The following is a 12,572-nucleotide window of genomic DNA, read 5'->3' on the forward strand; positions in this document are numbered from 1 at the left end:
ATGAACAAGAGAAAAGTGATTCCGAGTCTGCGCTCGCTCGCAGATCAAGAACGCGCGACGGCCAAGAAGGCGCGCGCATCGTGGCAGATGTTCACGATTATGGCAGAGTTTATCGAGGCGACCGAGTACCTGTCGGAGATCCGCCCGGCTGTCAGCATCTACGGTTCTGCCCGCCTCAAACCCGACACGCCGCACTACAAGCTCGCCGTGCAGATCGCGCGCAAGCTGTCCGACGCCGGCTTCGCCGTGATCTCCGGCGGCGGCCCCGGCATCATGGAAGCCGCGAACAAGGGTGCGCACGCCGGCAAGGCGCCGTCGGTCGGCCTGAACATCGAGCTGCCGCACGAGCAGGCCGGCAACCACTACCAGGACATCTCTCTGCGCTTCCGCCACTTCTTCACGCGCAAGGTCACGTTCGTGAAGAACTCGGATGCGGTGATCGTGATGCCGGGCGGCTTCGGCACGCTCGACGAGCTGTCCGAAGTCCTCACGCTGATCCAGACGAAGAAGTCGCGCCTCGTGCCGATCATTCTCGTCGGCAGCGAATTCTGGCAGGGGCTGCTGCAGTGGTTCCGCGACCAGTTGATCCCGATGGGCCTGATCAATCCGGACGACATGGATCTGATGCAGGTGATCGACGATCCCGACCAGGTGCTCGACGCCGTGCTCGCGTTCTACGAGGACAGCGGCGAAGAGGAAGGTTCGGACGACGACGACCATCCGCCGCGGCCTGAAGAAGACCGGATGTTCTATCTGTAGCGCATCCGTGGCAGCCGCCGGCCCGACGGCCGGCGTGCTGCCCGATGTGCGGCAGCCGGTGCGACTGCTGCTGCCTGCCGCACATGACTTTGTAACGCATCGTTAATCTCGCTTCGCGGCCGCGCGCCGTCGAATGTCAAATCCGCGCAGCCCGCGCTGCATGAGGCGAAGTCACTATCCGCCCCCGCGGCCCGCCACTGTCAAATGGCGCAGGCCCGTACCGGCTTCCTGCATCGGCCGGCCGGCAACCCTCCGTAATAAACCTGCCTAGCCTTTTCCATCACGTGCCCGCACACTGCATTGTGTCGGCGCGGCGTTCCCCCGGTGGAACGGTCCCCCTCGCTTCCATCGCGTCGTGCCGGCCTCTTACAACGACATCACGGAAAAGAACATGCAACGCTCGCTGATCGCCCTCGCTTTCGCCGGCCTCGGCCTCTCGCTGTCCGGCCTCGCTCATGCCGTCAACGTCGACGTCAACATCGGCACGCCCGCACCGGTCGTCGTCGCGCCTGCGCCCGTCGTGGTCGCCCCCGCGCCGGCCGTCATCGTCGGCTGGCACGGCGACCGCTACTGGGACGGCCGCCGCTACTGGGAACGCCGCGAGTGGGAAGATCACGAACGTCATCACGGTCATCGCGGCTATCACTGCCCGCCGGGACACGCGAAAAAGGGCGAGTGCTGAGCACTTGACTGCCGGGCCGTCGGGCCCTGGCGCTGAAGCGGAAAGACAAAGGCCTCGCGCGAACCTGCGTTCGCGCGAGGCCTTTGTCGTTACGGGTGCCGCTACGCGGCGCCGTTACTGAAACGCCACTTCCGCGAAGCTGCGCAGCTTGCGGCTATGCAGCTTGTCGAGCCCGTTGGTCCGCAGGATCTCCATCGCCCTCACGCCGATCTGCAGATGCTGGTCGACCTGCCCGCGATAAAACGTGTCGGCCATGCCGGGCAGCTTCAGTTCGCCGTGCAGCGGCTTGTCCGATACGCACAGCAGCGTGCCGTACGGTACGCGGAAGCGGAAACCGTTCGCGGCAATCGTCGCGCTCTCCATGTCGAGTGCGATCGCGCGGCTCTGCGACAGTCGCTGCACGGGCTCGCGATGATCGCGCAGTTCCCAGTTGCGGTTGTCGACGCTCGCGACCGTGCCCGTACGCATCACGCGCTTCAGCTCGGCGCCCTCCAGGCGCGTGACGTCGGCCACCGCGCGCTCGAGCGCGAGCTGTACTTCGGCCAGCGCCGGAATCGGCACCCACAGCGGCAGATCGTCGTCGAGCACGTGATCCTCGCGCACGTAACCGTGCGCAAGCACGTAGTCGCCGAGACGCTGCGTGTTGCGCAACCCCGCGCAGTGACCGAGCATCACCCACGCGTGCGGGCGCAGCACCGCGATGTGATCGGTGATCGTCTTCGCGTTCGACGGGCCGACGCCGATGTTGACCATCGTGATCCCGCTGCCGTCCGCGCGCTTCAGGTGATACGCGGGCATCTGCGGCAGGCGCGGCGGCGCGGCGCCCTCGGCCGGCTCGCTGCCGAGGTTGGCGTTGTACGTGACGACATCGCCCGGTTCGACGAACGAACTGTACTGGCTACGGTAGGCGCGCACCTCGGGATCGTCGCTCTCCGTCATCACCGTGCGGCCGAGCTTCACGAATTCGTCGATGTAGAACTGGTAGTTCGTGTAGAGCACGTAGTTCTGGAAATGCGTGGGCGACGTCGCCGTGTAGTGGCGCAGCCGGTGCAGCGAGAAGTCGACGCGCGCGGCCGTGAACAGCGCGAGCGGATGCGGCTCGCCCGCCGCCGGCTCGAACGTGCCGTTGACGATGCGGTCGTCGAGATACGACAGGTCGGGCGTGTCGAAGATGTCGCGCATCGCGAGCAGGCGGTCGCGGTCGAGCTCGCCCTCGAGATGGATGCCTTCCGGAAACGCGAAATGAATCGGAATCGGCTGCGACGACACGCCGATCTCGATCTTGACATGGTGGTTCTTCGACAGCAGGCGCAACTGCTCGCGATAGTAGTTCGCGAAGAGATCGGGGCGCGTGACCGTCGTCTCGAACACGCCGGGGCCGGCGACGAAACCGTACGAGCGGCGCGAATCGACGTGCGTGTTGACGTCGGTGCGGATCCGCACGAACGGATAGCACGCGCGCACGTGCTCGGTGATCGGTTCGTGGCGGCGATAGCGCGCGAACGCGTCGCGCAGGAAACCCGCATTCGTGTCGTAAATGGCGGACAGCCGCGCAACGGCGGCGATCGGATCGTCGAAAGCCTCGACCGACGGGCTTTCGGGCGACAGCACTCGGTGCCGGCGGCTCAAATCGTTCTTCATTTTCATCACCTCGTCTGATCGGACGACATTACCACGGAACCCGGTCATGCTTATGGCCGCCCCTGCGCACGTCAGGGCCGGATGGCGCGCAGTATTTGCTAAAATCGGTAGGTTCACTGGAGACTCATCATGAAGCCGCTCATTCTCGTCGTCGCTGCCGCCGCGTTTGCCGCCGCCAGCGCCGCTTACGCCGCCGGCGGCACGCCTGACGCCGACGCGCAGGCCCGGGCCGAGGCCAACGAGGCCGCCGGCCTGCCCGATCTCCGCAAGATCAACCGGCCGGGCGCCGAAGTCACGTCGAAAGTGGACTTCGCGGACATCCGCCGCACGCCGAGCTTCCACGAAAAGAGCAAGAACGGCACCGAGGTCACCGAGTACCGCGATCGCGGCAAGCCGGTCGAGATCGACGTGAAGTCGAACTTCGGCACGCGCTACCAGATGAGCTCGACGCCGGACACGTCGCCGAAGCCGCACGACGCGGGCATCCCGATCACGCGGCTGCCGTCGCTGAACCTGCGCTACTGATTCCGGGGCGCGCCGCATCGTTCGCGGCGCGCCGCCTCCCTTCACCTGCTGTCGCGACGCACGCCGCCCGCGTGCCGACACCCTGACCTGACGCATCCCGCATGGCCGTTTTCACTGCTGTTTCCGACTCCGATCTCGCGCAATGGATGCGCCACTACGAACTGGGCGACGTGCTTGCGTTCCGCGGCATTCCGTCCGGTATCGAAAACAGCAATTTCTTCCTGACGACGACGCGCGGCGAGTACGTCCTCACGATCTTCGAAAAGCTCTCGGCGCAGCAGCTGCCGTTCTACCTCGACCTGATGCGTCATCTGGCCGGCCACGGCGTGCCGGTGCCGGATCCGGTCCCGCGTGACGACGGCGCGCTGTTCGGCGAGCTGCACGGCAAGCCGGCCGCGATCGTCACGAAGCTCGACGGCGCGGCCGAACTCGCGCCGGGGGTCGAACACTGCATCGAGGTCGGGCAGATGCTCGCGCGCCTGCACCTCGCGGGGCGCGACTATCCGCGCAACCAGCCGAACCTGCGCAGCCTGCCGTGGTGGCAGGAGAACGTGCCGGCGATCGTGCCGTTCATCACCGACGCGCAACGCGCGCTGCTCGAAGGCGAACTCGCGCACCAGGCGGCCTTCTTCGCGTCGGACGACTACGCGGCGCTGCCGGCCGGGCCGTGCCATTGCGACCTGTTCCGCGACAACGTGCTGTTCGCGCACGCGGCGCCCGGCACCGGCCACGACGTGCGGCTGGGCGGTTTCTTCGACTTCTATTTCGCGGGCTGCGACAAGTGGCTGTTCGACGTCGCGGTAACGGTCAACGACTGGTGCGTCGACCTCGCGACCGGCGTGCTCGACGTCGCGCGCGCCGATGCGCTGCTGCGCGCGTACCAGACGGTGCGGCCGTTCACGGCCGAGGAGCGCCGTCACTGGAGCGACATGCTGCGCGCGGGCGCGTACCGCTTCTGGGTGTCGCGCCTGTACGACTTCTACCTGCCGCGTGCGGCCGAGATGCTCAAGCCGCACGACCCCGGCCATTTCGAACGCATCCTGCGCGAGCGTATCGCGCATGCGCCCGCGCTTCCCGAGATCCAAACCGCATGCAACTGATCGAAGTGCCCGCCAAAACGGGCTATGTCTGGTTCCGTCAAGGCGTCTGGCTGTTCCGCCGGAATCCGCTCGCGTTCATCACGCTGTTCTTCACGTACCTGCTGGCGATCACGCTGGTGTCGATGGTGCCCGTGATCGGCTCGGCGCTGCCGCTGGTGTTCATTCCCGGCATCGCGGTCGGCTTCATGGCCGCGTGCCGCGACACGGTGGCCGGCAAGCCCGTGATGCCGACGATCCTCGTCGACGGCTTCCGCTCTTACGGCACCGTCGCGACCCAGCGGCTGCTGGTGCTCGGCGTGATCTACGTTGCGGCGATGGTGCTGGTGTTCGCCGCTTCGTCGTTCGTCGACGGCGGCGCGCTGTTCCACGCGATGATGGGCGCGGCCGACGAAGCGAGCACGACGCCGGAAGCGCTGGCCGCGCAAGGCACGCTCGGCGCACTGTTCTTCGCGACGCTGCTCTATCTGCCGATCGCGATGCTGTTCTGGTTCGCGCCGGTGCTGGTCGCATGGCATGACGTACCGCCCGCGAAGGCGCTGTTCTTCAGCGTCGTCAGCTGCTGGCGCAATCGCGGCGCGTTCGCCGTGTACGGCGTGCTGTGGTTCGCCGTCGCGCTCGGCACGTCGCTCGCGCTGTCGCTGCTGCTGCAGGCGCTCGGCGCCGGCGCGTATGCGCTGACGATCATGATGCCGGTGACGATCATCATCGTCACGATGCTGTACTGCTCGTTCTACGCGACCTATCGCGGCTGCTTCGGCGTGCAGGAACCGGGCGCGCCGACGGCCACGTCGGGCCGCTGAAGCTTCCCCGGCCGGCACACACCGCCGGCCGTCACGCCGCTCACCGCGCCGGGTTGCCTCCCGGCGCGCTTCTGCCCCTTTCCCGCATCGACCGCCGGCAACCCGCGCCGGGCGCCCCTGTTCAACCCGATCTTTTGCGCGCAAAATAATTTGCGTACAAATTGTTCGCGCGTCCGCCGCGCCACCCGAATCATGGACCGCCCACCCGCACTGCCCCAGACGCTCGACGAGCAACTGTGCTTCGCGCTCTATTCGACTTCGCACGCGATGACGAAGGCGTACAAGCCGCTGCTCGACAAGCTGTCGCTGACCTATCCCCAATATCTCGCGATGCTCGTGCTGTGGGAACGCGACGACATCGCGGTGAAGGACATCGCCGCGCGGCTCGATCTGGACCCGGCTACCGTCACGCCGCTGCTCAAGCGGCTGGAAGCGCTCGGTTACGTCGAACGCGTGCGCAGCGCGACCGACGAACGCGTCGTGAACGTGCGCGTCACGCCGGAAGGCCGCTCACTGAAGGATCGCGCGCGCTCGGTACCCGCCGATCTCTTTTGCGCGATGCAGCAGACACCCGACTTCCTGATCAGGCTGCGTGCGGATCTCCAGCAGTTGCGCGACGCGCTGTCGGCCGCCAACGAACGCTGACGCGCGCGCCGATCGACCAGCCCGGCGCTGCCGGGCTTTTTCTTCGAAATTTCATTTGCACACTAATCATTTGTGTTCTATATTTTATGCGTGGCCGGCGACATCCCGTTTGACCGGACCGCTTTTCCCCTTTTCCCGACAGGAGCTGCACGATGAACATTCTGTACAAGACCAGCGCCACGAGCACGGGCGGCCGCGACGGCCGCGCGGTTTCCACCGACGGCAAGCTGGAAGTGAAGCTGGCCGCACCGCGTGAACTCGGCGGCACGGGCGCGGAAGGCACGAATCCGGAGCAGCTGTTTGCCGCAGGTTACTCGGCCTGTTTCCTGAGCGCGATGAAATTCGTCGCCGGCCAGAACAAGCAGGCGCTGCCGGCCGATACGCAGGTCACGGCGGAAGTGGGCATCGGCCCGAACGACGCAGGCGGCTTCGGGCTCGACATCGAGCTGCGCGTGTCGCTGCCGGGTCTCGACAAGGCCGACGCGCAAGCGCTGGTCGAAAAGGCCCACCACGTGTGCCCGTATTCGAACGCCACCCGCAACAACGTGCCGGTGCGCCTGACGGTCGTCTGACGCGGCGCTGGACTGCCAATACAAAAAGGGCGCGTGCGGCATGGTGCCGCATGCGCCCTTTTGCGCGATTCGTCGAAGCGGCGGGCCAGCGTGCCCGCCTTCGCTGCTTAGCGCGAGCCGAACGAATACGGGCGGTTCATCGCCGCTTCGCGATCGATCTTGCGCATGCGGAATTCGAGATCGTAGATGTCGGTGGCATCGGCCAGGTACGCGTCGGCGCGCTCTTTCGAGGCCTTTTCAGCGTTCTTGGTCAGCATCAGGAAGAGGTGGCTCAGCAGGTACATGTTCGATCTCGCAATCCAAAGGTTCTTTGACTAGGGTTTTCCCGAATTATAGGGAAAACCCTAGGCTTTGGCCAGCGTTGATCAGACGGTGCGTCGTTCGGTCGCCACAGTGCGTTGATTCGCCTCGAAAAAGGCCCAGATCATCGCACTCGCATCGGGGCCGACCGCCGCATGAAACGGCACGGCTTCGTCGCCGCCGGCCCACGCATGATCGAGCCCTTTCACATGGCAAAGCCGCACGACCGGCTCGCCGTCGCGGCAGACGTCGGTGATCTGCGCGCCTGCCTCGCGCGTCTCGACACGTTCGCCGCCGCGCAGTGCGCCGCGCGCATCGGCCAGCCCGTTCAGGCGCATGAACTGCACCGTCAGCTGGTCGGCATTCTTCGGCGCGACGACGTGGTCGGCGTCACCGTGGACGATCAGCGCCGGCATGCCGGGATACGCAGCCGCATCGGCCAGCGCATCGACCTGCGCGGCCGGGTTTTGCCGCAGGCCGCGCCGCATCACGTCCATCGCGGTGATGCCGGAATTCGCCTCGCCGAGCGCGGGACCCGAATGCAGCGCCACCGCCGCGAAACGGTCCGGATGGTGCAGTGCAAGAAGCGACGCGAGACCCGCGCCGGCCGACAGCCCCGCAACGTAGACACGCGACGCATCGAAACCGTGCTCGTCGACGAGCGCGTCGACCAGCGACGCCACCGTGTTTGCCTCGCCACGGCCGGCGCGGTCGGTATCTTCATACCAGTGCCAGCAGCCGTGCGCGTGCGCGCGCAGCGACTGCTCCGGATACAGCACCGCGAAACCGTGCTGGTCGGCCAGCAGGTTCATCCGCGTGCCCTGCGCGAATTCGTCGACGGACTGCTGGCAGCCGTGCAGCATCACGACGAGCGGCATCGCGCCGCGCCGGCGGCCGGGCGGCACGTACAGGCCGTAGGCGAGATTCTGGACGAGGCGCCCCAGTGCGGGGGTCATCGGATGTTCGCCGCGCGTCCACTCTCCCGCCGCCCAGGCGGCAGCGCGCGGACGCACGCGCGATTCGCGTGGCGGGGACAGATCGGATGCGGCCGGAGCGGCGGCAGCTTCGAGTGCGTCGCGAGTGATGCGCTGCGCATCGCGCGCCGCGCGCTTGGCGGCCGGGGACAGCATGCGTTTCATGCCGCCCAGCCACACCTTGGTCAGACTTTTGGTCATCGATCGGGCTCGCAGTCAGGAAAAAATAGGGGCGCCATGAAGGCACCGCAACGGGTGCATCGTTCGACTTTGTGCAATGCACCATAACATTGTTTCTGGGATTTTTCCTGCATGCGGATAGTTCCCGGCGGCGCAAAAATCGGGCCTCATGCATACGCGGCGCTATACTGGAGTTTCGCCGCTTGTATCCGTTGTAGTCGTTCTTCCCGGCTCGCGCGTTGATTTAAGCATTCTCCCCGCCTTCGTTCGTCCCTTCCCGATGTTCGACCTGTCGTCTCACCTGTGGATCATGATCACCGCGTTCGGCGGCGCCGGCCTGACCTTGCCGCTCGCGATCACGATCGCCGTCTGGCTCGCGCTCGGCTATTCGTGGCGGCGCGCGGCCGCGTGGCTCGGCGTGCTCGCGGCCGCGATCGGCGTGGTGGCGCTCACGAAGATCGCGTTCCTCGGCTGGGGCATCGGCATCCGCGCGTGGGATTTCACGGGGTTCAGCGGCCATGCGATGCTGTCGACGTCGGTGTATCCGGTCGCGATCTTCCTTGCGCTGATCCGCACGCGCACGCCGGCGCGGCTCGCCGGGATCGCGCTCGGGCTCGCGGCCGGCGTCGCGGTCGGCGTGTCGCGCGTCGCGCTCGACGCGCATTCGCCCTCCGAATCGATCACCGGCTGCATCGTCGGCGCGATCGCCGCACTCGCGTTCATCGCCGGCTCGTGGCATGCGGTGCCGCACCGCTGGTCGGTGCCGGCGGTCGTCGCGAGCCTCGCGATCGTCACCGTCGCGCTGCACGGCATCACGGTGCCGTCGCATCGCTGGGTCACCAAGGTCGCGCTGGAACTGTCCGGCCACGAGCGCCCGTTTGTCCGCGCGCGCTGGAAGGCCAACCCGAACTACCGTCCCGCGTCGCAGCCGTCGTCGCTGCAGCGCACCGAATCGTCGACGCACACGTTCCGCATGTGACGGGCCGTCCGGCCGCCTTTTTTCACGTCTGACCATTTCATGCGCACCGTCGCATGAACGGTATGTCGAGCGTTATAACCCGCCCTATATTACGATTACGGTTTCCACCCATTCGAAACGAATCCGCCATGCGCTCGACCGTCCGTCCGCTTCGCCGCACCCTGCTTCGCCTGCTGCCGATGGCCGCGCTTGCCGCCGCCGGCATCGCGTTCAGCGCGCCCGCTTCCGCCGCCGACGAACTGGTCGTGTCGGCCGCCGCCAGCCTGACGAATGCGTTCAAGGCCGTCGGCGATGCTTACCAGAAGCAGCATCCGGACACCAAGGTGCTGTTCAACTTCGGCGCGTCTGACGTGCTGATGCAGCAGATCGCCAAGGGCGCGCCGGCCGACGTGTTTGCCTCGGCCGACCAGAAGGCGATGGATCGCGCGCTCGACGAGAAGGTGATCGTGCCCGGCACGCGTCGCGATTTCGCGGCGAACTCGCTCGTGCTGATCGTGCCGGCGGACAGCCACGCGGCAGCACCGACGTCGCTGAACGACCTGACGGCGCCCGGCGTGAAGCGCATCGCGTACGGCGACCCGGCATCGGTGCCGGTCGGCCGCTACACCGAAGGCGCGCTGCGCGCGGCCGGCGTGTGGGATGCCGTCAGCGCGAAGGGCGTGCTGGCCGCCAACGTGCGCCAAAGCCTCGACTACGTCGCGCGTGGCGAGGTCGACGCGGGCTTCGTGTTCGGTACCGACGCCGCGATCATGCCGGGGCGCGTGAAGGTTGCGCTGACGGTGCCGACCAAGACGGCCATCACCTACCCGATCGCCGTGGTCAAGGACAGCCGCCACGCCGCGCAGGCGCAGTCGTTCATCGACTTCGTCGCGTCGCCGCAGGGCCAGGCCGTGCTGTCGACGTTCGGCTTCAAGCCCGCGGGCAAGTGAGCGTAGCGCGATGCAAGACGCCTGGGTACCGTTGCTGCTGTCGCTGAAAGTTGCCGGCTGGGCAACCGCGCTCGACATCGTGCTCGGCGTCGCGGCCGCGTTCGTGCTCGCGCGCTGGCGCTCGCCGCTGCGCGATGTCGTCGATTCCATCCTGACGCTGCCGCTCGTGCTGCCGCCGACGGTGCTCGGCTATTACCTGCTCGTGCTGCTCGGCCGGCGCGGCGTGTTCGGCGCATGGCTCGACAGCCTCGGCATCGAGCTGGTCTTCACGTGGCAGGGTGCGGTGATCGCGTCGATGGTCGTCGCGTTTCCGCTGATCCTGAAGTCGGCACGCGCCGCGTTCGAAGGCGTCGATCCGCATCTCGAACGCGCGGCGCGCACGCTCGGGCTCGGCGAAGTCGCGGTGTTCTTCCGCGTGACGCTGCCGCTCGCCACGCGCGGCATTCTCGCGGGCGCGCTGCTCGCGTTCGCCCGCGCGCTCGGCGAGTTCGGCGCGACGCTGATGATCGCCGGCAACCTGCCCGGCCGCACGCAGACACTGTCGGTCGCGATCTACGCGGCCGTGCAGGCGGGCGACGACAACACGGCCAACTTCCTCGTGCTGGTGACGTCGATCACCTGCGTGCTCGTGCTGCTCGCGACCGGCTGGCTCGTGCCGTCGCGCGCCCGGCGGAGCCAGCTGACATGACGCGCGTGCCCCGTCCGTATCGTTCCGGGACCCGATTGCTTCGGCGGAGGCGCGCATGAGCCTCGTCGTCGACATCCGCAAGACCTACGCGAACGCCGAGCGGCGCTTCACGCTCGACCTGTCGTTCACCGCGACGACGCAGCGCGTCGTGCTGTTCGGTCCGTCCGGCGCGGGCAAGAGCATGACGCTGCAGGCGATCGCCGGGCTGCTGTCGCCCGACGAAGGCTCGATCACGCTGAACGGCGAAGCGCTGTTCGACGCCGCGCGCCGCATCGACGTGCCGACCCGCGACCGCCGCGTCGCGTACCTGTTCCAGGACTACGCGCTGTTTCCGCACCTGAACGTGCGCCAGAACATCGCGTTCGGGCTCACGTCGGGGCTGCGCAACCCGCGCGCGAAGGCGGTGCCGCCCGAGGTCGCGTACTGGCTGCGCGCGTTCGACCTGGAAACGCTCGCGGGGCAGTATCCATCGCAACTGTCGGGCGGGCAGAAGCAGCGCGTCGCGCTGGCGCGCGCGCTGGTCGCGCAGCCGCGGATCCTGCTGCTCGACGAACCGTTCGCGGCGCTCGACGGCGCGATGCGCCAGCGCATGCGCCACGAACTCGCCGAACTGCAGGCGCGGCTCGATATCCCGATGGTGCTGATCTCGCACGACCCCGACGACGTCGCCGCATTCGGCGACCAGGTCGTGCAGTTGAGCGAAGGACGCGTGCAGGCGAACCCGCCGCACGCCGAGTGGCCGACGCGCGTCACCTGAGCGCGCGCGGCCGTGGTCGTGGCAGGCAGGTTGGAGCCTGAGAGAAGCCGCGCGTAGCGGCATAGGCTGAAAGCGGAAACGAAGCCGGTATCGCACACGTGTCGAGCGATGCCGGCTTCGCCCCGTCCGTCACACGATCTTCGACGCGCGCCGCCCGGGCTGCTTCGTCAGCCCGTCACGGCGAGAATCACGCTCGACGCCTTGAACAGCGCGATCGCCGGTCGACCGGCGTCGAGTTGCAGCGCCTCGACGCTGTCGTTGGTGACGACGGCCGTCAGCGTCCCGCCACCGTCGAGCGCCAGCGTCACCTCGCTGTTCACCGCGCCCGTCGTGACGGCTTCGACACTGCCGCGCAGCCGGTTGCGCGCAGACACCTTCAGGTCGGACCCGCCATCGTCCACCGCGAGCACGACCCACGACGCCTTCACCAGCGCGCAGGCATCCGCACCTTCCCGCAGGCCGAGCGCCTCGGCGCTTTCGTGCGTGAGCACGGCAACGACCAGTTGCCCGCCGGGCAGCGCGAGCGTCACCTCGTCGTTGACGGTGCCGCGCACGATCGACGCGACCTTGCCGAACAACTGGTTGCGCGCGCTCGTCTTCATCCCGATCCGCCCGATCAGCGCCCAGTCGACGTCGAAGCCGGCGACGGCCGCGCTCGCGGCCTCGATGAAGCGGCGATGCTCGCGCTCGATCGTGCGGAATGCGGCGATCAGCGACGTCGCACGCGACGTCAGCGTCGTGCCGCCGCCGCCCTTGCCGCCCGTCGAACGCGCGACGAGCGGTTCGCCGGCGAGATTGTTCATCGTGTCGACGGCGTCCCACGCGGCCTTGTAGCTGAGGCCGACGGCCTTCGCCGCACGCGTGATCGAGCCGGTGTCGCCGATCGCCGCGAGCAGCGCGATGCGCGTCGCGCCGCCGAGCGTCTGCTCGCCGGCGCGCAGCCACAGCTCGCCGCCCAGTTCGAGCGGTTCGGCGGACGAGGAGGAATGCGGTGCGTCGGTCATCGGAATGCGTGCGGGAAACGGGCGGCCATTATAGTCA

Annotated in this window: 15 protein-coding genes; 11 read left to right on the forward strand and 4 right to left on the reverse strand. The window is 67.5% G+C overall.

Translation table 11 applies throughout. The features are described 5' to 3' along the window. Together AC5LXX_RS26435 and AC5LXX_RS26440 are read left to right on the forward strand one after the other, a co-directional pair. Nucleotides 1-759: an LOG family protein gene (locus tag AC5LXX_RS26435; RefSeq protein WP_124446490.1), complete on the forward strand. Its 759-nt coding sequence runs from the start codon at nucleotides 1-3 to the stop codon at nucleotides 757-759. Nucleotides 760-1,150: 391 nt separating this feature from the next. Next, nucleotides 1,151-1,441: a hypothetical protein gene (locus tag AC5LXX_RS26440; RefSeq protein WP_493411607.1), complete on the forward strand. Its 291-nt coding sequence runs from the start codon at nucleotides 1,151-1,153 to the stop codon at nucleotides 1,439-1,441. 114 nt (nucleotides 1,442-1,555) lie between these two features. On the opposite strand, the gene AC5LXX_RS26445 is transcribed toward AC5LXX_RS26440, so the two are convergent. Then, nucleotides 1,556-3,082, reverse strand: a complete 1,527-nt coding sequence (locus AC5LXX_RS26445) for an AMP nucleosidase (RefSeq protein WP_493411608.1) — start codon at nucleotides 3,080-3,082, stop codon at nucleotides 1,556-1,558. 129 nt (nucleotides 3,083-3,211) lie between these two features. On the opposite strand from AC5LXX_RS26445, the gene AC5LXX_RS26450 reads away from it, so the two are divergent. The 5 genes from AC5LXX_RS26450 (at nucleotide 3,212) to AC5LXX_RS26470 (ending at nucleotide 6,724) form a co-directional block, all read left to right on the forward strand. Further along, nucleotides 3,212-3,607, forward strand: coding sequence for a hypothetical protein (locus tag AC5LXX_RS26450; RefSeq protein WP_021160838.1), 396 nt, complete (start codon nucleotides 3,212-3,214; stop codon nucleotides 3,605-3,607). Between the two features lie 101 nt (nucleotides 3,608-3,708). Continuing rightward, nucleotides 3,709-4,707: a homoserine kinase gene (locus AC5LXX_RS26455; RefSeq protein WP_124446484.1), complete on the forward strand. Its 999-nt coding sequence runs from the start codon at nucleotides 3,709-3,711 to the stop codon at nucleotides 4,705-4,707. Next, nucleotides 4,698-5,507, forward strand: a complete 810-nt coding sequence (locus tag AC5LXX_RS26460) for a BPSS1780 family membrane protein (protein WP_493411609.1) — start codon at nucleotides 4,698-4,700, stop codon at nucleotides 5,505-5,507. The genes AC5LXX_RS26455 and AC5LXX_RS26460 overlap by 10 nt, the downstream gene beginning before the upstream one ends. Before the next feature lie 192 nt (nucleotides 5,508-5,699). Beyond that, nucleotides 5,700-6,152, forward strand: coding sequence for a MarR family winged helix-turn-helix transcriptional regulator (locus AC5LXX_RS26465; protein WP_493411610.1), 453 nt, complete (start codon nucleotides 5,700-5,702; stop codon nucleotides 6,150-6,152). A 152-nt stretch (nucleotides 6,153-6,304) separates the two neighbouring features. Further along, complete coding sequence (locus tag AC5LXX_RS26470; RefSeq protein ID WP_493411611.1) at nucleotides 6,305-6,724, forward strand: organic hydroperoxide resistance protein; 420 nt, start codon at nucleotides 6,305-6,307, stop codon at nucleotides 6,722-6,724. Between the two features lie 107 nt (nucleotides 6,725-6,831). Here the strand turns inward: AC5LXX_RS26470 and AC5LXX_RS26475 are convergent, their stop codons facing one another. Both AC5LXX_RS26475 and AC5LXX_RS26480 read right to left on the reverse strand, forming a co-directional pair. Next, nucleotides 6,832-7,008 (reverse strand): DUF3563 family protein, encoded by a 177-nt coding sequence (locus AC5LXX_RS26475; protein WP_124446476.1) that lies wholly within the window; start codon nucleotides 7,006-7,008, stop codon nucleotides 6,832-6,834. A gap of 81 nt (nucleotides 7,009-7,089) precedes the next feature. Then, nucleotides 7,090-8,199 carry an extracellular catalytic domain type 1 short-chain-length polyhydroxyalkanoate depolymerase gene (locus tag AC5LXX_RS26480; RefSeq protein ID WP_493411612.1) on the reverse strand — a complete coding sequence of 370 codons (1,110 nt, stop codon included), beginning with the start codon at nucleotides 8,197-8,199 and terminating at the stop codon, nucleotides 7,090-7,092. Between the two features lie 259 nt (nucleotides 8,200-8,458). On the opposite strand from AC5LXX_RS26480, the gene AC5LXX_RS26485 reads away from it, so the two are divergent. From AC5LXX_RS26485 to AC5LXX_RS26500, 4 genes are all read left to right on the forward strand, one after another. Continuing rightward, nucleotides 8,459-9,157 (forward strand): phosphatase PAP2 family protein, encoded by a 699-nt coding sequence (locus tag AC5LXX_RS26485; RefSeq protein WP_493411613.1) that lies wholly within the window; start codon nucleotides 8,459-8,461, stop codon nucleotides 9,155-9,157. A 128-nt stretch (nucleotides 9,158-9,285) separates the two neighbouring features. Then, complete coding sequence (gene modA, locus AC5LXX_RS26490; RefSeq protein WP_493411614.1) at nucleotides 9,286-10,086, forward strand: molybdate ABC transporter substrate-binding protein; 801 nt, start codon at nucleotides 9,286-9,288, stop codon at nucleotides 10,084-10,086. Nucleotides 10,087-10,096: 10 nt separating this feature from the next. Beyond that, entirely contained in the window at nucleotides 10,097-10,774 is a 678-nt protein-coding gene (gene modB / locus AC5LXX_RS26495) for a molybdate ABC transporter permease subunit (protein ID WP_493411615.1), read from the forward strand. A 55-nt stretch (nucleotides 10,775-10,829) separates the two neighbouring features. Beyond that, complete coding sequence (locus tag AC5LXX_RS26500; RefSeq protein WP_322081642.1) at nucleotides 10,830-11,531, forward strand: sulfate/molybdate ABC transporter ATP-binding protein; 702 nt, start codon at nucleotides 10,830-10,832, stop codon at nucleotides 11,529-11,531. Between the two features lie 167 nt (nucleotides 11,532-11,698). Here AC5LXX_RS26500 and AC5LXX_RS26505 read toward each other — a convergent pair whose 3' ends face one another. Continuing rightward, nucleotides 11,699-12,535, reverse strand: coding sequence for a TOBE domain-containing protein (locus tag AC5LXX_RS26505; RefSeq protein WP_493411616.1), 837 nt, complete (start codon nucleotides 12,533-12,535; stop codon nucleotides 11,699-11,701). Nucleotides 12,536-12,572 lie beyond the last annotated feature (37 nt).

The organism is Burkholderia torrens (assembly GCF_984668525.1).